The organism is Williamsia limnetica (assembly GCF_003217475.1).
GTDB lineage: Bacteria > Actinomycetota > Actinomycetes > Mycobacteriales > Mycobacteriaceae > Williamsia > Williamsia limnetica.
Genome location: NZ_QJSP01000008.1, coordinates 272,089 through 289,801 on the forward strand (window position 1 = coordinate 272,089; position 17,713 = coordinate 289,801).

17 protein-coding genes and 1 tRNA gene are annotated in these 17,713 nt (G+C 65.7%); 10 read left to right on the forward strand and 8 right to left on the reverse strand.

Annotated elements, in window-relative coordinates; genetic code table 11:
- Position 1 precedes the first annotated feature (1 nt).
- Genes nuoF through nuoN form a run of 9 tightly spaced genes read left to right on the forward strand, consistent with a single transcriptional unit; the run spans position 2 to position 11,769 of the window.
- The gene (gene nuoF / locus DFR67_RS15410; RefSeq protein ID WP_110470356.1) at positions 2-1,303 is read left to right on the forward strand and encodes an NADH-quinone oxidoreductase subunit NuoF; all 1,302 of its coding nucleotides are present in this window, start codon (positions 2-4) and stop codon (positions 1,301-1,303) included.
- The gene (locus DFR67_RS15415) at positions 1,300-3,738 is read left to right on the forward strand and encodes an NADH-quinone oxidoreductase subunit G (protein ID WP_110470357.1); all 2,439 of its coding nucleotides are present in this window, start codon (positions 1,300-1,302) and stop codon (positions 3,736-3,738) included. Before nuoF ends, DFR67_RS15415 begins: the two co-directional genes overlap by 4 nt.
- A complete protein-coding gene (gene nuoH / locus DFR67_RS15420) occupies positions 3,735-5,069 on the forward strand; it encodes an NADH-quinone oxidoreductase subunit NuoH (RefSeq protein WP_110470358.1) in 1,335 nt (444 codons plus the stop codon). Before DFR67_RS15415 ends, nuoH begins: the two co-directional genes overlap by 4 nt.
- Positions 5,062-5,625: an NADH-quinone oxidoreductase subunit NuoI gene (gene nuoI / locus DFR67_RS15425; RefSeq protein WP_110470359.1), complete on the forward strand. Its 564-nt coding sequence runs from the start codon at positions 5,062-5,064 to the stop codon at positions 5,623-5,625. The genes nuoH and nuoI overlap by 8 nt, the downstream gene beginning before the upstream one ends.
- Positions 5,626-5,645: 20 nt before the next feature.
- The gene (locus DFR67_RS15430) at positions 5,646-6,407 is read left to right on the forward strand and encodes an NADH-quinone oxidoreductase subunit J (RefSeq protein ID WP_211325074.1); all 762 of its coding nucleotides are present in this window, start codon (positions 5,646-5,648) and stop codon (positions 6,405-6,407) included.
- Positions 6,404-6,703: an NADH-quinone oxidoreductase subunit NuoK gene (nuoK, locus tag DFR67_RS15435; protein WP_084892834.1), complete on the forward strand. Its 300-nt coding sequence runs from the start codon at positions 6,404-6,406 to the stop codon at positions 6,701-6,703. Before DFR67_RS15430 ends, nuoK begins: the two co-directional genes overlap by 4 nt.
- Positions 6,704-6,710: 7 nt before the next feature.
- The gene (gene nuoL / locus DFR67_RS15440) at positions 6,711-8,594 is read left to right on the forward strand and encodes an NADH-quinone oxidoreductase subunit L (protein ID WP_110470360.1); all 1,884 of its coding nucleotides are present in this window, start codon (positions 6,711-6,713) and stop codon (positions 8,592-8,594) included.
- Positions 8,591-10,156 carry an NADH-quinone oxidoreductase subunit M gene (locus DFR67_RS15445; RefSeq protein WP_211325063.1) on the forward strand — a complete coding sequence of 522 codons (1,566 nt, stop codon included), beginning with the start codon at positions 8,591-8,593 and terminating at the stop codon, positions 10,154-10,156. Before nuoL ends, DFR67_RS15445 begins: the two co-directional genes overlap by 4 nt.
- Entirely contained in the window at positions 10,153-11,769 is a 1,617-nt protein-coding gene (gene nuoN, locus DFR67_RS15450) for an NADH-quinone oxidoreductase subunit NuoN (protein WP_110470362.1), read from the forward strand. The genes DFR67_RS15445 and nuoN overlap by 4 nt, the downstream gene beginning before the upstream one ends.
- Positions 11,770-11,899: 130 nt before the next feature.
- Here nuoN and DFR67_RS15455 read toward each other — a convergent pair.
- From DFR67_RS15455 to DFR67_RS15470, 4 genes are all read right to left on the reverse strand, one after another.
- Positions 11,900-11,990 (reverse strand) — tRNA-Ser (locus DFR67_RS15455).
- 81 nt (positions 11,991-12,071) lie between these two features.
- Complete coding sequence (locus tag DFR67_RS15460) at positions 12,072-12,281, reverse strand: CsbD family protein (protein ID WP_110470363.1); 210 nt, start codon at positions 12,279-12,281, stop codon at positions 12,072-12,074.
- A 211-nt stretch (positions 12,282-12,492) separates the two neighbouring features.
- On the reverse strand, positions 12,493-12,942 hold the full coding sequence (locus DFR67_RS15465) for a nucleoside deaminase (protein ID WP_110470364.1): 450 nt from the start codon (positions 12,940-12,942) through the stop codon (positions 12,493-12,495).
- A 14-nt stretch (positions 12,943-12,956) separates the two neighbouring features.
- Positions 12,957-13,466: a tRNA adenosine deaminase-associated protein gene (locus DFR67_RS15470; RefSeq protein ID WP_110470365.1), complete on the reverse strand. Its 510-nt coding sequence runs from the start codon at positions 13,464-13,466 to the stop codon at positions 12,957-12,959.
- Between the two features lie 84 nt (positions 13,467-13,550).
- Here DFR67_RS15470 and DFR67_RS15475 point away from each other — a divergent pair, with 84 nt between their 5' ends.
- Positions 13,551-14,507, forward strand: a complete 957-nt coding sequence (locus DFR67_RS15475) for a prephenate dehydrogenase (protein WP_110470366.1) — start codon at positions 13,551-13,553, stop codon at positions 14,505-14,507.
- A gap of 23 nt (positions 14,508-14,530) precedes the next feature.
- Here DFR67_RS15475 and DFR67_RS15480 read toward each other — a convergent pair whose 3' ends face one another.
- Genes DFR67_RS15480 through DFR67_RS15495 form a run of 4 tightly spaced genes read right to left on the reverse strand, consistent with a single transcriptional unit; the run spans position 14,531 to position 17,702 of the window.
- On the reverse strand, positions 14,531-15,157 hold the full coding sequence (locus DFR67_RS15480; protein WP_245937972.1) for a putative glycolipid-binding domain-containing protein: 627 nt from the start codon (positions 15,155-15,157) through the stop codon (positions 14,531-14,533).
- A 54-nt stretch (positions 15,158-15,211) separates the two neighbouring features.
- On the reverse strand, positions 15,212-15,913 hold the full coding sequence (locus DFR67_RS15485) for an ABC transporter permease (RefSeq protein ID WP_110470368.1): 702 nt from the start codon (positions 15,911-15,913) through the stop codon (positions 15,212-15,214).
- Positions 15,910-16,605: an ABC transporter permease gene (locus DFR67_RS15490; protein WP_170135228.1), complete on the reverse strand. Its 696-nt coding sequence runs from the start codon at positions 16,603-16,605 to the stop codon at positions 15,910-15,912. Before DFR67_RS15490 ends, DFR67_RS15485 begins: the two co-directional genes overlap by 4 nt.
- Positions 16,602-17,702, reverse strand: a complete 1,101-nt coding sequence (locus tag DFR67_RS15495; protein WP_110470444.1) for an ABC transporter ATP-binding protein — start codon at positions 17,700-17,702, stop codon at positions 16,602-16,604. Before DFR67_RS15495 ends, DFR67_RS15490 begins: the two co-directional genes overlap by 4 nt.
- Positions 17,703-17,713 lie beyond the last annotated feature (11 nt).

A 17,713-nucleotide genomic window follows, 5' to 3' on the forward strand; every position in this document is an offset into this window, starting at 1 on the left:
GATGCCTTTGTCACCGGTGCTGTCACGTCATTGGGACGAACCCGAGTCGTGGACCCTGGACAACTACCGCCGCCACGATGGCTACGAGGCGCTGCGCCTGGCCCTGAAGATGGACCCCGACGCGCTCATCGCCTCCGTCAAGGCATCAGGTTTGCGTGGACGCGGCGGGGCGGGCTTCCCGACCGGCATGAAGTGGTCGTTCATCCCGCAAGGCGATGGCAAGCCCCACTATCTGGTGGTCAATGCCGACGAGTCGGAACCGGGTACGTGCAAGGACATGCCCCTGCTGCTGGCGACCCCGCACGTACTGATCGAGGGGATCATCATCGCCGCGTACGCGATCCGCGCGGCCAAGGCGTTCATCTACGTACGGGGCGAGGTGATCCCGGTACTGCGCAGACTGCAGACCGCCGTGGCGGAGGCCCGGGAGGCAGGCCTGCTCGGCACCGACATCCTCGGTTCGGGTTTCGACCTCGACGTGGTCGTACACGCCGGTGCCGGGGCCTATATCTGCGGTGAGGAGACCGCGCTGCTCGATTCGCTGGAAGGCAGACGCGGGCAACCTCGCCTTCGTCCCCCGTTCCCCGCCGTTGCCGGCCTGTACGCCAGTCCCACCGTCGTCAACAATGTCGAGTCGATCGCCAGTGTGCCGCCGATCATCCTGCACGGCAACGACTGGTTCCAGAGCATGGGGACCGAGAAGTCACCCGGCTTCACGCTCTACTCACTGTCAGGCCATGTCACCACGCCGGGTCAGTACGAGGCCCCCCTCGGCATCACGCTGCGTGAGCTCCTCGACTACGCGGGTGGTGTGCGCGCAGGCCACGAACTCAAGTTCTGGACCCCGGGCGGCTCGTCGACGCCGATCTTCACCGCAGATCACCTCGACGTCACGCTCGACTACGAAGGCGTCGGTGCAGCCGGTTCCATGTTGGGTACCAAGGCCTTGCAGATCTTCGACGAGACAACCTGCGTGGTACGGGCCGTGCTGCGGTGGACCGAGTTCTACGCCCACGAATCGTGCGGCAAGTGCACGCCGTGCCGTGAGGGCACATATTGGCTGGTGCAGATCCTGCAGGGACTCGAGGAGGGAACCGGCACCGCCGACGATCTCCAAAAGCTCCTCGACATCGCCGACAGCATTCTCGGCAAATCGTTCTGCGCACTGGGTGACGGCGCAGCGAGCCCGATCATGTCCTCGGTCAAGTACTTCCGCGACGAGTACGTCGAACATGTGCGCGGCGCCGGTTGCCCGTTCGATGCCGCCCGATCGACCCTGTTCGAGAAAGTGGGCGCGCCATGACGGTGACCAACAACTCGGTGCCGGCGGACACGGCCCCGGCCGACCTCATGTCCATCACCATCGATGGAAATCCGCTCCAGGTACCCAAGGGCATCTTGGTGATCCGCGCGGCAGAACTCATCGGGGTGCAGATCCCGCGCTTCTGCGATCATCCACTGCTCGAACCGGTAGGCGCGTGCCGACAATGCCTGGTCGAGGTCGAAGGGCAGCGCAAACCGCTCGCCTCGTGTACCACCACGGTCACCGACGGCATGGTGGTCAAGACCCAGCTCACCTCGGAGAGTGCTGAAAAGGCGCAGCGCGGCGTCATGGAACTGCTGTTGATCAACCACCCGCTGGACTGCCCGGTCTGCGACAAGGGTGGCGAGTGTCCACTACAGAATCAGGCGATGTCCACCGGCCGCACCGAATCGCGATTCGATGGCGTCAAACGTACGTTCCCCAAACCGATCCCACTGTCTTCGGAGGTATTGCTCGACCGCGAACGCTGCGTGCTGTGCGCGCGCTGTACCCGGTTCTCGGAGCAGGTCGCCGGAGATCCGTTCATCGACCTTCTCGAACGCGGTGCCCAGCAGCAGGTCGGGATCGCGCAGGACGAACCCTTCGAATCCTACTTCTCCGGGAACACCGTGCAGATCTGTCCGGTGGGCGCGCTGACCGGTGCGGCGTACCGTTTCCGGGCCCGGCCTTTCGACCTGGTCTCCACCCCGAGCGTGTGTGAGCACTGCGCGAGTGGGTGCGCGCAGCGCACCGACCATCGGCGCGGAAAAGTGCTGCGCCGACTGGCCGGTGACGATCCCGAGGTCAACGAGGAATGGAATTGCGACAAGGGGCGCTGGGCATTCACCTACGAAACAGCTCGCGACCGCATCACCACCCCGCTGATCCGGGGCGCCGACGGCACCCTGGAGGCGGCGTCGTGGTCTGCCGCGCTGGCCATTGCGGCCACCGGCTTGAAGGCAGCCCACGGCCGGGCAGGTGTCCTGGTGGGCGGCCGGGCCACTGCCGAAGATGCCTACGCCTACGCCAAGTTCGCGCGAACGGCACTGGGCACCAACAATGTCGACTTCCGGAGTCGCGCGCACTCGCCGGAGGAAGCCGGATTCCTGGCCGCCCACATCGCAGGGCGACCGATGAACCTGACCTACGACGACCTCGAGAAGGCGCCGGCGGTGCTGCTGGCCGGCTTCGAGCCGGAAGAGGAATCGCCGATCATCTTCCTGCGCCTGCGCAAGGCGGTGCGCAAGAACGGGCTGACCGTGGTGTCCATCGCGACGCACGCCAGCAAGGGCCTGCAGAAATTGTCCGGCGGACTCCTCCAGGTGATGCCCGGCACCGAACGCACCGCACTCGAACGACTTCGCGATTCGGAATTGTTGCGAGCGCCGGGGTCGGTGATCCTGGTCGGCGAACGTCTGGCAACGTCACCCGGGGCTCTGAGCGCCGCTGCAGCTCTGGCGATCACGACGGGCGCCCGCATCGGGTGGGTGCCTCGCCGCGCCGGCGAACGAGGAGCGCTCGAGGTCGGCGCCCTGGGCAATCTGCTGCCCGGAGGTCGGCCCGTCGTCGACGCGCAGGCGCGTCGACAGGTGGCACAGATCTGGGGAACCGAGCCGCCCGCTGCGGAAGGACTGGGCACCGACGAGATCCTGGCGCAGGCGGCCTCCGGCGATCTCGGCGCCCTCCTCATCGGCGGCGTCGACGTGTCCGATCTCCCCGACCCCGTGGCGGCCCTGGCGGCCGTCGATGCCGCACCGTTCGTCATCAGCCTGGAGTTGCGACAGAGCGCGGTGACCGACCGCGCCGACGTCGTGCTGCCGGTGTCGACGGTGGTCCGCAAGAGCGGCACCTTCGTCGACTGGGAGGGACGGCCACGCTCGTTCGACGCCGCCCTGCCCAGCGACGGGGCCATGGCCGACCACCGCGTGCTCGACGCCCTCGCCCACCAGATGGGCCGTGAGCTCGGGCTACCGACCGCTGAGCATGCGCGCGACGAACTCGCCCGGCTCGGTCCCTGGGACGGAGACCTTCCCGGCGGACCCTCACTACGCGAGACCTTGTCCGGTACCAGCCCAACCCCTGCCATCGCTGCGCCGGCTATCGGCGCCGGTGAAGCGATCCTCACAGGGTGGCGCATGCTGCTCGACGCGGGACGCCTGCAGGATGGTGAACCGCATCTGGCCGGAACCGCCCGGCGGCCGGTGATCAGGTTGTCGGCCGCCACAGCCGCCGAGAACGGCCTGGCAGCAGGCGAACTCGTCACGGTCAGCACGGACCGGGGTTCGATCACCCTGCCCCTCGAGGTCACCCGGCTACCCGATCGCGTGGTGTGGGTGCCCCTCAACTCTCCAGGGAGTGCGGTGTACCGCGATCTCGGACCCGTTGTCGGAGCTCCGGTCCGGATCAGTCGAGCGAATCGGACGGAGGACGCATGACCGACCTCTCCGCCTTCGGCCACGACCCTTGGTGGCTGATCCTCGCCAAATCACTCGGCATCTTTGTCTTCCTGCTCCTGACACCGCTCGTCGCGATCCTCGCCGAACGCAAGGTGATGGCGTGGATGCAGACCCGGGTCGGACCCAACCGGGTCGGGCCGAAAGGTCTGCTGCAGAGCCTCGCCGACGGGGCGAAGCTGGCCCTGAAAGAAGGCATCATCCCGAGCGGGGTCGACAAGCCCATCTACCTGCTCGCCCCGATCATCGCGGTGGTGCCGGCCATCATGGCCTACGCAGTCATCCCATTCGGACCGGTGGTCTCGATCTTCGGGCACCAGACACCGCTGCAGCTGACGGACATGTCCGTCGCGGTCCTGTACATACTCGCCGTCACCTCGGTCGGGGTGTACGGCATCGTCCTGGCGGGTTGGGCATCGGGTTCGACGTATCCGCTTCTCGGCGGCCTGCGCTCGAGCGCGCAGGTGATCTCCTACGAGATCGCCATGGGTTTGACGTTCGCCGCGGTGTTCCTCGATGCCGGCACGATGTCGACATCAGGAATAGTCGGTGCGCAGGACGGCACCTGGTACATCTTCCTGCTGCTCCCCTCTTTTGTCGTCTATGTGTTCTCGATGGTCGGTGAGACCAACCGCGCGCCGTTCGACCTGCCCGAGGCAGAAGGCGAGCTGGTCGGCGGCTTCCACACCGAGTACTCGTCGTTGCGGTTCGCGATGTTCATGCTCGCCGAGTACATCAACATGGCGACGGTGTCTGCGCTTGCCGCCACGCTGTTTCTCGGGGGATGGCATGCGCCCTGGCCCATCTCGCTGTGGGACGGCGCCAACTCCGGCTGGTTCCCGCTCATCTGGTTCGTCGCAAAGGTCTGGGGATTCCTGTTCTTCTTCATCTGGCTGCGGGCGACCCTGCCACGATTGCGATACGACCAGTTCATGAACCTGGGCTGGAAGGTGCTGATCCCCGTCTCGCTGGCCTGGGTCATGGTGGTCGCCACCGTGCGAGCGCTTCACAACGAGGGGTACGGCATCAGCACCGCGGTGATCGGTGTCGCAGGAGTCGTGGTGGCACTCGGACTTCTCGCGCTGCTCTGGAAGATGTTGCGCAGCAGACGTGATCGTGCGGAGGCCGACCGCGACGCCGTCGAGTCGGCGCGCGCTTTCGACGCCATGGCCGGCGGGTTTCCGGTGCCGCCGATGGCACCACCGGTGCCGCCTCGATTGCGCCGGGTCGATCATCCCGCCCACCCCGATCACGACAACGCCCCCCGAGGTGTCACCGAAGGTGTCGCAGAGAAGGAGAGCACCGATGCGTAATCCACTGGAACCACTCGCCGGCTTCGGCGTCACGTTCTCGTCGATGTTCAAGAAGAACAACACCGAGTTCTATCCCGAGGTGAAGACCCCGACAGCGGCGCGCTATCACGGCCGGCACCAGCTCAATCGGTATCCCGACGGTCTCGAGAAGTGCATCGGGTGCGAACTGTGCGCCTGGGCGTGCCCCGCCGATGCGATCTTCGTCGAGGGCGCCGACAACACCGAGGACGAAAGATACTCGCCCGGTGAGCGATACGGCCAGGTGTACCAGATCAACTACCTGCGGTGCATCGGATGCGGCCTGTGTATCGAGGCCTGTCCGACTCGGGCGCTGACCATGACCAACGACTACGAGATGGCCGACGACAACCGGGCAGACCTCATCTACGGCAAAGACAAGCTCCTGGCCCCACTCGCGGAGGGGATGACCGCGCCGCCGCACGCAATGGTTCCCGGCAGCACCGACGAGGACTACTACCGCGGCAACGTCCTCGGCGAGATCATGCCCGACACGCCAACAGATGTCCGGCCACGTCCCACCCCTAAGGCGTCGTGAACGCCCTGTTCGCCGCGCCGATCCTGGCTGCGGAACCCATGACCCAGACCTCCACCGCCGAGGCGATTCAGTTCTGGGTCCTCGGGACCGTCGCCGTACTCGGTGCGCTCGGTGTCGTGTGTTCGACGAAAGCGGTGTACTCGGCCGTCTTCCTGGCGATGACGATGATCATCCTTGCCGTGTTCTACATCGCCCAGGGTGCCTTGTTCCTCGGGGTCGCTCAGGTTGTGGTGTACACGGGCGCGGTCATGATGTTGTTCCTGTTCGTTCTCATGCTCGTGGGAGTGGACTCCTCCGACTCCCTGGTCGAAACCCTCCGAGGGCAGCGCCTCGGTGCGATTGCCGCGGGGCTCGGGTTCGGGATACTGCTGATCGCCGGGATCGGAAGCGCCTCCGTGACAGCCTTTGTCGGCGTCGACCAGGCCAACGCCGGAGGCAACGTCGAAGGATTGGCCGAGCTCATCTTCATCCGGTACCTCTGGGCCTTCGAACTCACGGGGGCCTTGCTGATCACGGCGACCCTCGGGGCCATGGTGCTCGCGCACCGAGAGCGACTCGGCGACAGAGAATCGCAGCGGGAGATGTCGATCCGCAGATTCCGGGAGGGTGCCCGGCGCACACCACTGCCCAACCCCGGTGTGTACGCGCGGCACAACGCCGTCGACATGCCTGCCCTTCTCCCCGACGGGACGTACTCCGAGCTGTCCGTCAGCGATGTCCTGGAGCCGCGTGACCCTGCCGGCCCCAACCTCGGGGCCTCGAATGCGCAGGGGCGATCATGAATCCCGAGAACTACCTGTACATCTCCGCTTTGCTGTTCACCATCGGCGCCGGTGGCGTGCTGGTACGCCGCAACGCCGTGGTGGTCTTCATGTGTGTCGAGCTGATGCTCAATGCCTGCAACCTGGCGTTCGTCACGTTCGCTCGCATGAACGGCAACCTCGACGGGCAGGTCATCGCCTTCTTCACGATGGTCGTCGCGGCCGCCGAGGTCGTGGTGGGCCTCGCGATCATCATGACCATCTTCCGCACCCGTCACTCGGCCTCGGTCGACGACGCAGACCTGCTGAAACTCTGAGCCGGCCATGGACTCCTCGATCTGGATTCTTCCGGCACTCCCCCTGGCCGGGGCGGTGGTCCTGCTGCTCGCCGGACGCCGCAGTGACGCATGGGGCCACCTCCTCGGCGTACTGATGGCGTTGGCGTCCTTCGCCTTCGGGCTGGTCCTGTTCTTCGACATGCTCGGCCGGGCCACGGACGAGCGGTCGATGACCGAGACGCTGTTCACCTGGGTTCCCGTGGGTGCCCTCCAGGTCGACTTCGGACTGCAACTCGACCAGCTCTCGATGTGCTTTGTGCTGCTGATCACCGGTGTCGGCACACTCATCCACATCTACTCCATCAGCTACATGGCCGACGATCCCGACAGGAGGAGGTTTTTCGCCTACCTCAACCTCTTCCTGGCCGCCATGCTGCTGCTGGTCCTGGCCGACAACTACCTGGGCCTCTATCTCGGCTGGGAAGGCGTCGGGCTGGCGTCATATCTGCTGATCGGCTTCTGGCATGAGCGACCGAGCGCAGCGGCAGCAGCCAAGAAGGCATTCATCGTCAACCGTGTCGGTGACATGGGCCTGGCGATCGCCATGATGATCATGTTCGCGACGTTCGGTTCGGTCGGATTCGGCGACGTCTTCGGCGGCGCCGGGGAGGCCGGCGAGGGTACGTTGACGGCGCTGGGTCTGATGCTGCTGCTCGCGGCCTGCGGCAAGTCCGCCCAGGTACCGCTGCAGTCGTGGCTCGGCGACGCCATGGAGGGCCCGACACCGGTATCGGCGTTGATTCACGCGGCCACCATGGTCACCGCCGGTGTCTACCTCATCACGCGATCCGGTCCCATCTTCAACCTCGCACCCAATGCCCAACTGGGCGTGGTGATCGTCGGCGCGGTGACCCTGCTGTTCGGTGCGATCATCGGCTGCGCGAAAGACGACATCAAGAAGGCGCTCGCCGCATCGACGATGAGCCAGATCGGCTACATGGTGCTCGCGGCCGGACTCGGTCCCGCCGGGTACGCCTTCGCGATCCTGCACCTGATCACCCACGGGTTCTTCAAGGCCGGCCTGTTCCTCGGAGCGGGTTCGGTCATGCACGGCATGGACGACGAGACCGACATGCGTCGCTTCGGCGGGCTGCGCACCCTGATGCCGGTGACGTTCGTGACCTTCGGCCTCGGGTACCTCGCCATCATCGGTGTCCCACCGTTCTCAGGGTTCTTCTCGAAGGACAAGATCATCGAAACCGCCTGGGCGGCAGGTGGGGTGAAAGGCATCATCCTCGGATCCGTCGCAGTTCTGGGTGCCGGGATCACCGCCTTCTACATGACGCGGGTGATGCTGCTGACCTTCTTCGGCGAGAAACGCTGGAAGCCCGACACCCATCCTCACGAGTCCCCGGCCACCATGACGATGCCGATGGTCGTGTTGGCGCTGGGTTCGGTGTTCGCCGGCGGGCTGCTAGTACTGGGCGGTTCCCTGCAGCACTGGCTGGAGCCGGTGGTCGGCGAACATCACGGCCATCTCTCGGTCCCGATCTGGGTCATCACGGCCGGCACCCTCGCAGTCGTCCTCATCGGGGTCGGTATCGCGTACCGGCAGTACGCCGGCCGATCCGTGCCGACCTCGGCACCCGACGACGTGTCCGCCTTGACCGAGGCCGCCCGCGCGGATCTCTATGGCGACGCATTCAATGAGGCGACGTTCATGCGGCCCGGCCAAAAACTGACCACCGCACTCGGACTGGCCGACACCAAAGGTGTGGACGGAGTGGTCAGCGGCGTCGCCGCGGCGGTGTCCGGCCTGTCGACCCGCGTGCGTCGACTGCAGACCGGGATGGTGCGGTCGTACGCGCTCTCGATGTTCGCAGGCGCCGCTCTGCTGGTCGCGATGATGATGGTGGTGAGGGTGTGGTGAGCGACTTTCCCTGGCTGACCCTGCTCTGGGCGGTACCGGTTCTCGGTGCCGTCCTCATCCTGACGCTGCCCCCGAGGCTGCGGCCCCACGTCAAATGGCTGGCCCTGGCGGCCTCACTGGTGGTGCTGGCGATCGCCATCGGATTGGCCATCGGCTTCGACCCCGGCGGCGACCAGTACCAGTTCGTCGAATCACGCTCGTGGATACCGGCGTTCGGTACCGAGTACGCGCTGGGCGTCGACGGTATCGCACTCGCCCTGGTGGTTCTCACCGCTGTGTTGCTGCCCCTGCTGCTCATCGCGGGCTGGAACGATGCCGATGAGGACCGCCGTCGGGCCACCCACCGTTACGTCGCGCTGATGTTGCTCGTCGAGGCGATGGTGATGATCTCGTTCACCGCCCTCGACATCCTGCTCTTCTACATCTTCTTCGAAGCCATGCTGATCCCGATGTACTTCCTCATCGCGGGGTTCGGCGGTCCCGCGGAGGCAGGCCTGCGCTCGCGCGCCGCCGTGAAGTTCCTGCTGTACAACCTGGCGGGCGGTCTGATCATGCTGGCCGCGGTCATCGGCCTGTACGTCGCCACCACCGACACGGGTAGCGGGACCTTCGATTTCCGGGAAATCGTTGCAGCGATCTCCTCGGGCTCACTCGACATCGACCCGACTGTCGCCAAGGCGCTGTTTCTCGGATTCATGTTCGCCTTCGCTGTGAAAGCCCCGCTGTGGCCCCTGCACACCTGGCTGCCGGACGCCGCGGTACAGGCCACGCCGGCGAGCGCAGTACTCATGATGGCCGTCGTCGACAAGGTCGGCACGTTCGCGATGCTCCGCTACTGCGTTCAGCTTTTTCCGGACGCCACACGGTATTTCACGCCGCTGATCATCACGCTCGCCGTCATCGGCATCGTGTACGGCGCCATCCTGGCGATCGGGCAGACAGACATGATGCGCCTCATCGCGTACACGTCGATCTCCCATTTCGGTTTCATCATCCTGGGGATCTTCGCCCTGACGAGTCAGGGGCAGGCGGGATCGACGCTGTACATGGTCAATCACGGCATAGCGACTGCCGCCCTGATGCTCATCGCGGGCTTCTTGATCACCCGGCGCGGCACCCGCAACATCGCGGACTACGGCGGGGTGCAGAAGGTCGCGCCCATCATGGCCGGCACGTTTCTCGTCGCCGGGTTGGCCACCCTCTCGTTGCCCGGTCTCGGGCCGTTCGTGAGCGAGTTCCTGGTTCTCATCGGCACATTCACCCGCTACCCGGTCGCAGCGGTGTGCGCCACCATCGCACTCGTCCTCGCGGCGATCTACGTGCTGTGGATGTATCAGCGGATCATGACCGGTCCGGTCACCGCGGGGAACGAGAAGATACCCGACCTGAAGCGACGAGAGCTGGCGGTGGTCACCCCACTCATCGCACTGCTCCTGGTGTTGGGCATCTATCCCAAACCGGTGATGGACGTCATCGATCCTGCAGTGGGACACACGCTCACGGTGATCGATCAACGTGACCCGGCACCCGCCGTGGCCGAACCGGACGGAGGAGGGCGATGACGTCTCCAGCACTGGCAGTAGAGGTCCTGCCGGCGCCATCGATCGAATACGCGCAATTGTCTCCGATGCTGATCGTGTTCGGCGTCGCTGTCGTCGGGGTCCTGCTCGAGGCCTTCGCACCCACGCAATATCGGTACAGCGGTCAGCTGGTGCTCAGCCTCGGAGGCCTGGCGGCCGCGTTGGTCGCGGTGGCCGCCCTCGCAGGGACCAACTCCTCGGCAGCGGTGGGGTCGGTGGCCGTGGACGGTCCCACGCTGCTGTTGCAAGGGACTATCCTCGTTGTCTCCGCTCTGGCGATTCCACTGATGGCTCAACGGACCGGCGTCGGAGTGATGGTCGGTGCAGCGGCCGGCGCGAGCTCCGGCGCAGGGTCGGCCGGTAACCGGAAAGTTCTCGACGCCTTCGCCTCTCAGGCATCCTCCGTCCCCGGTAGTCCCGCGGAGGAGAACGCGACGCGGGCAGGTATCGCTCAGACCGAGGTCTTCCCGCTGGTGATGTTCGCCGTCGGCGGCATGCTGCTCTTCCCTGCCTCCGACGACCTGCTGACGATGTTCATCGCACTGGAAGTGCTGTCCCTTCCGCTGTACATGCTGTGCGGGCTCGCTCGGCGACGTCGTCTGCTCTCGCAGGAAGCTGCGCTGAAGTACTTTCTGCTCGGCGCGTTCTCGTCGGCGTTCTTCCTTTTCGGTGCAGCGTTCCTCTACGGCTACGCAGGATCGGTGCAGCTGGGCGAGATCGCCACCACCATCGACGCCGAGGCCGGCGACCGCACGCTGGCCCTGATCGGTGCAGGCCTGCTGTCCGTCGGTCTGCTGTTCAAGATCGGGGCCGTGCCGTTCCACTACTGGGTGCCGGACGTCTACCAGGGCGCGCCGACGCCCATCACGGCGTTCATGGCCGCGGCCACCAAGATCGCCGCGTTCGGCGCGATGCTCCGTCTGTTCTACGTTGCCCTGCCCGGGCTGAAGGACGATTGGCGCCCGGTCCTGATCGTGATCGCCATCCTGACGATGGTGATCGCCTCCGTCGTCGCCATCACCCAGACGGATATGAAACGCATGTTGGCGTATTCGTCGGTCGCGCACGCCGGTTTCATCCTCACCGGAGTGGTGGCCATCAATCGGGCGGGTCTGTCGTCGACGATGTTCTACCTCGTTGCGTACGGGTTCAGCACCGTGGGTGCGTTCGCCGTCGTGACCCTCGTCCGCGACAAGTCCGGCGAGGTAACCGACATGTCCCGCTGGGCCGGGCTCGGCCGTCGGTCTCCCTTGGTGGCGGGCGTCTTCGCGTTGTTCTTGCTGGCGTTCGCGGGGATTCCGCTGACGAGTGGTTTCGTGAGCAAGTTCGCCGTCTTCCAGGCCGCGGCGTCAGGGGGTGCGGTGCCGCTGGTGATCGTCGGCGTGATCAGCAGCGCGATCGCGGTCGTGTTCTATGTCCGCGTCATCGTGCTGATGTTCTTCTCCGAGCCCGACACAGATGCACCCACCGTCGTCGTGCCGAACGTCGCCACCACCATCACCATCGCGCTGTGCGTCGGGGTGACCGTGCTCCTCGGCATCTTCCCGCAACCCCTCCTCGACCTCGCCGACAACGCAGCAGTCTTCCTCCAGTAGCCCCGATCACAAACCCAGGTACTCCAGGGAGAATCAGGTGTTGCAACACCTGGGTTTCCCTGGAGTACCTGGGTTTGTGTGGGTGAACAAGAAACAGCCCCTCACCTGCATCAGGTGAGGGGCTGCTCTGTGGCGGTGGCGGAGGGATTTGAACCCTCGGTACGGGGTTACCGTACACAGCATTTCGAGTGCTGCACCTTCGGCCGCTCGGACACGCCACCGCCGAAAACTGTACCGCAGCACCGGGCTGAGTCAGCAATCAGCTGGTCAGCACCGGTTTACGGTCAGATCCGGCGCAAGTGTCAGTGGCCGGTCAGCTTGTCCTTGACGGCGTTCGTCTTGTCCTTGACGGCGTCAGCAGCGTCGGTGACCTTCTGCTTGACGTTGGCGCTGGCCTGGTCGCCCTGGCCCTCTGCCTTGAGATCTTGGTTGTCCGTGGCACTGCCCGCGGCTTCTTTTCCGCGGCCCTTGAGCTCTTCGGCCTTGTTCTTTGCGTCGTCTGCGAGACCCATGGCTAACCTCCGTATATCGGTAGATCACTCGGCTTCTTCTTCAGCGTGCGAGCCGCACGCCTGCCGATACGCTCCGTCTACCCAGAGCACTACCCTCCAACGTGCCATAGGGTGCGGGCCGCTGCCACCGCCTTTCGCTCACTTGATGTGGCGATTGTGACAATGGCAGCCGAAATGTTTATGACGCCTGGTCGCGGGGTATTCTCGGCTTTCACCGACGCCGGGCGAAGAACTCCCGCAGCACGTCGCCGCACCGCTGCTCCAGCACTCCGCCCCGTACTTGCGGGCGATGCACGTTGCGACGGTCCCGGACCACGTCCCACAGCGACCCCACGGCCCCCGTCTTGGGCTCCCAGGCACCGAACACCAGCCGATCGAGCCGGGCGAGGGTGATGGCGCCCGCACACATCGTGCAGGGCTCCAGGGTCACTGCAATGGTGCACCCCTCGAGCCGCCAGCTGTCGCCGATCACGGCGACGGCGGCGCGGATCGCCAGCACCTCGGCGTGTGCGGTCGGATCGGACGTCGCCTCTCGGGCATTGGCCGCCGATGCGACGACGCGTCCGTCAGCGTCCACGATCACCGCACCGACCGGAACATCCCGCGGATCGGCACCTCGCGCGGCCGCGAGCGCAGCCTCGATCAGTTCTTCGTCCGACACGACCTGGCTACGACTCAGTGATTGAGCTTCTCGAGGGTTTTCGACAGCTCGTCGGCAAAGCCCAGTCGAGCTGCGATCATGCCGATCTGTTCGTCCGCATAGAGATCGGTGTCTCCGACGATCACGCTCATGACCGCTTCCGGTAAGCCCAGATCGGCGAGCACACCGAAGTCGCCCTCGGCCCACGGTTCGACATCGTCGAGTTCGTCGGGGTCGATGTCCGGGATATCGACATTGAGCGACTCCAAGACGTCCGCGGCAATGTCATAGTCGATGGCGGCGGTGGCGTCGGAGATGAGGAGTTTGGTCCCGGACGGAGAAGGCCTGACGATGATGAAGAACTCGTCGTCGACGTCGAGCAGACCGAACACGGCGCCTGCGCTCCGCAACGACCGGAGCAGGTTCTCGGCGTCGCCGAGTTCGCCCAAAGCGCTGGTGTCCATGGTGGTGAGGGTCCATTTGCCCTCCTCACGGACTACCGCAATGGCGAAACCTTCTACCTCATCCGCGCTCGCACCAGCCATAGCGGTTCACGGTAGCGGTCAGCGGGGGTAAACCCAACTCCCCGCATCCCCTGCGGGCTGCACCGATGTGCGAATCTGGATCCCGTGACCCACTCTGCGCCGCAACCACCCGTCTGCGTACTCGGTCTGGGACTGATCGGCGGTTCGCTGCTGCGGTCCCTGCACGACGGGGGACGACGGGTTTTCGGCTACAACCGCTCCGCAGAGACGGTGTCCGCCGCCGGCGCCGACGGGTATGACGCCTCCACCGACCTGGTCGCGACCCTGTCCCGCGCTGCTCAGGAGTCGGCGCTGATCGTGCTCGCCACGCCGGCGACGACGATCGACGCCATCCTCGACCAGATCGCGACGTATGCACCGAACTGCCCTCTCACCGACGTGGTGAGCGTGAAACAGCAGGTGGCGGACCAGGTCTACGCCCATGGTCTGAGCGAGAACTTCGTCGGCGGACACCCCATGGCGGGCAGCGCAGAGTCCGGCTGGCAAGCCACGGACCCGGGCCTGTTCACCGGCGCCGTCTGGGTGGTCGCGACCGACGACGGCGCCGATCCGCAGGTGTGGCGGGCCGTCGCACAACTCGCGCTCGACACCGGTGCACGGGTGATCCCGGCCGCGTCCGACGAACACGACCGCGCCGTCGCAGGCATCTCCCACCTGCCGCATCTGACCGCAGCCGTGACAGCAGTCGTCGGAGCAGGTGAGGGCGAACTGGCGCTGCGCCTGGCGGCCGGATCCTTCCGGGACGGCACCAGGGTGGCCGGGACCGCCCCACACCTGCAGCAGGCGATGCTCGAGGCGAACTCCACCGCGTTGCTGGCCGCGCTCGGCGAGACCATCGACCGACTGACGTTCGCCCGCGATCAGCTACGCGACGCAGGCACGGTCGAGACGCTGGTCGCCGACGGATTCCGGGCCCGAAAACACTACGAGAAGATCCACGCTGCGACCGACGAACCGGCGATCAGCGTGGAACCGGGCAGCACCGGTTGGGAGGCGGCATTCCGCAACGCTGCCCGAACCGGCGCGGTCTGGACGGGCTGAGCATTCGGTGGGATCGGCCCGGCTCAGACCCGTTCGGCGAGCCCCGGGTAATTGACGACGAAACCGTTCTCGTCGACGGTGATGGTCGTCTGCGCGACCGGCGAGACGATGTCGAAGCCCGCCGCCGACGGTGTGTAGCTCAGCGTCGCCGGGGTGACCTCGCCTGACGGGAGGTAGAGATAGGCCACGGGGACCTCTGCGGGGCCGGAACCGGGTTCACCGAGCCCGAGGCGCCGGATCGGCAGGGTGTTGAAGAACGGGCTCAGCGCGAGCTCGACGTCCTGGGCGCCGCCGAAATCGCTGCGTTCCACACCGCGGGCGCTCTGCACCAGCCAGGCGTCCTGGCCGTCGCGGGTGATGGAGATCTGCGTGTCCCCACCCGCTCGTACCAGATGCAGGGAGAGCCGCTTGGTGGCTCCTGCATCGTTGGTTATCAGGTCGTAGGAGGCGCTGAACGCCTCCTGCTTGTCGGTCGCGGCAGCGACGATCCGGCCATAGGCCTTGATCCGTTTGCCGGTCACGGTGACCCGCACCTGCTCGAGGCGTTCTTCACCGATGCCACGCCAGGTCAGCACCGTCTTGAAGCCACCACTCTCGGACGCCACGGGCTGGGGCGCTACGGGATCTTGGGACACGTCTGGGGAACTCACCTCTTCAAGGTAGGCGACTAGGCCACCTGTTACCGAACCAACCGGCGATATCGGCTAGGCAATCGCCAAATCGGGTACACGGCGCAGTCGGCCCGTCCCCGGAGCCGACGCCCAGGCCACCCCGGCGATGATGCTGTCGAGGACGAGCGCCAACAGTGTCACCAGAATCGAACCGGCGATCATCGGTGGGTAGTCGTAGGTGGCGAGCCCGTCGAAGATCGGCCTGCCGAGGCCGCCGAGTCCCACGTACGCGGCGATCGCAGCGGTGGCGACCACCTGCAGCGTCGCATTGCGCAGGCCTCCGAGGATCAAGGGCAGCGCGTTGGGGAACTCGACCTTCAACAGCACCTGCAGACTGTTCAGACCCATCGCCCGGGACGCATCCACCACCGATTTGTCGACGTTCGCCACTCCTGCATAGGTGCCGGCGAGCAACGGAGGCACCCCGAGGAGGACCAGCGCGATGATCGTTGGGGTCAGCCCGAGGCCCATCCACAGGGTGAACAGCAGCAGCAGACCCAGGGTCGGCAGCGACCGCAGCATGTTGACCAAGCCGACCACGATCACCTCCCCTTTGCCGGTGTGACCGACGAACAGGCCGATCGGCACCGCGATCAGGGCGGCCAGCCCCACCGCGTAGAAGGTGTACTCCAGGTGCTGGGCGATTTCGATGAGCAGACCGTCGGTGTCCGCGGTGCCGGTCCAGTTGCTGGCAGTCGTGAGATAGCTGACCGTGTCGCTGAAGATGTTGCTCATGCCGGCGCCGCCTCTTTGCTCAGATTCATCCTGGCCCGCGACAAGCGACCGGGCCCCTTGCCGACCCGCGCCCACGGCGTGAGGAACCTGCCGAGGACAACGAGCAACAGGTCGATGATCAGCGCCAGCACCACCACCGCGATGATGCCCGCGACGATCTCGTTGGTGTAGTTGCGGCTGTAGCCTTCGGTGAACAGTCTGCCGAGACCACCGAACCCGATCACCGCGCCCACCGACACCATCGAGATGTTGGTGACCGCAACGACGCGCACGGTGGCGATCAGGACCGGGATCGCCAGCGGCAGTTCGATCTTCAGGACACGATGCCACGGCTTGTATCCGATGGCGGTTGCCGCGTCCACGGCCAGAGGCGGCACCGCATCGAGAGCCTCGGGAACGGATCGGACGAGCAGGGCTGTGGAGTACAACGCCAGCGCGACCATCACGTTGACGTCGGACAGGATCCGGGTGTTGATCACCGATGGCAGCACGATGAAGAGCGCGATCGACGGGATCGTGAAGACGATGGAGCCGAGAACGATCGTGATCCTGCGGGCCGTCTGCGACCGATACACCAAGAGCCCGAGCGGAATCGCGATGATCAGCGACACCAGCAGGGGCACCATCGAGAGCTTGATGTGCTCGAGCGTCAGCTCCCAGACCTTCGGGAAGTGGTTGAGCAGATAGTTCACGAGGCCGACTTCCGCTGCAGCTCGAGCGCGGCGAGCACATCCGCGGCCCGGACCCCGCCGCTGACCGTGCCGTTCCCGTCGACGACCACGCCGGTACCTGACGGCGACGACAACGCCGAGTCGAGGGCTTGACGCAACGTCCCGCCCTCGGTGAACAGTGAGCCGCCCGCAGAGCAGGACTCGTACAGCGACGCCCCACCGCTGTGTGCCGTCACCCCTTCGGCGTCCACCCAGCCGAACGGGTTGCCGTCGATGGTCACGAGCCGCCACTCGTCGACACCCAGGATCTGCGAGTCGATCTCGGCCTCGCTGATCGGTGTCAGTGGCTCCAACTGGACGTCGGCACCCGAATTGAACTGCAGCTGACGGTAACCGCGGTCGCGACCGACAAACGACGACACGAACTCGTCCGCCGGAGCTGCGAGCAACCGGGCCGGGGTATCGAACTGTCGCAGCTTGCCACCGGCACCGAAGATCGCGATGCGGTCGGCAAGCTTGACGGCCTCATCGATGTCGTGGGTGACGAAGACGATGGTCTTGCGCAACTCGCCCTGCAGTCGGAGCATCTCGTTCTGCAGGTCTTCGCGGACCACGGGATCCACAGCACTGAACGGCTCGTCCATGAGCAGGATCGCGGGGTCGGCGGCGAGCGCGCGGGCCACCCCGACGCGCTGCTGCTGCCCACCCGAGAGCTGGCCCGGGTATCGGGTCGCGACAGCCCGGTCCAAGCCGACGCGCTCTAGCAGCTCGAGCGCGGCATGCCGCGCGGCCTTCCGCGATTGACCTTGCAGCACAGGAACTGTCGCAATATTGTCGACGATCCGCTGATGCGGCATCAAGCCTGCGCTCTGGATGACGTAGCCGATGCCGCGGCGCAGCGAGACGGCGTTGGACGACCCCACGTCTTTCCCGGCGACCCTGATCGTTCCGGACGTCGGCTCGATCATGCGATTGATCATCCGCATCGACGTCGTCTTACCGCATCCCGACGGACCGACGAAGGCGGTGAAGCTGCCTTCCTCGATGTCGAGGGTCAGGTTGTCGACGGCCGTCGTGCCGTCGGGGTAGGTCTTGGTCACCGAATCAAAGGTGATCATGTGGTTGCTTC

Excerpts from the sequence above, each read along its gene's own strand:
- nuoF (WP_110470356.1), top strand. The coding sequence starts at position 2 with ATGCCTTTGTCACCGGTGCTGTCACGTCATTGGGACGAACCCGAGTCG.
- DFR67_RS15415 (WP_110470357.1), top strand. The coding sequence starts at position 1,300 with ATGACGGTGACCAACAACTCGGTGCCGGCGGACACGGCCCCGGCCGAC.
- nuoH (WP_110470358.1), top strand. The coding sequence starts at position 3,735 with ATGACCGACCTCTCCGCCTTCGGCCACGACCCTTGGTGGCTGATCCTC.
- nuoI (WP_110470359.1), top strand. The coding sequence starts at position 5,062 with ATGCGTAATCCACTGGAACCACTCGCCGGCTTCGGCGTCACGTTCTCG.
- nuoK (WP_084892834.1), top strand. The coding sequence starts at position 6,404 with ATGAATCCCGAGAACTACCTGTACATCTCCGCTTTGCTGTTCACCATC.
- nuoL (WP_110470360.1), top strand. The coding sequence starts at position 6,711 with ATGGACTCCTCGATCTGGATTCTTCCGGCACTCCCCCTGGCCGGGGCG.
- nuoN (WP_110470362.1), top strand. The coding sequence starts at position 10,153 with ATGACGTCTCCAGCACTGGCAGTAGAGGTCCTGCCGGCGCCATCGATC.
- DFR67_RS15460 (WP_110470363.1), bottom strand. The coding sequence starts at position 12,281 with ATGGGTCTCGCAGACGACGCAAAGAACAAGGCCGAAGAGCTCAAGGGC.
- DFR67_RS15470 (WP_110470365.1), bottom strand. The coding sequence starts at position 13,466 with ATGGCTGGTGCGAGCGCGGATGAGGTAGAAGGTTTCGCCATTGCGGTA.
- DFR67_RS15485 (WP_110470368.1), bottom strand. The coding sequence starts at position 15,913 with ATGAGCAACATCTTCAGCGACACGGTCAGCTATCTCACGACTGCCAGC.
- DFR67_RS15495 (WP_110470444.1), bottom strand. The coding sequence starts at position 17,702 with ATGATCACCTTTGATTCGGTGACCAAGACCTACCCCGACGGCACGACG.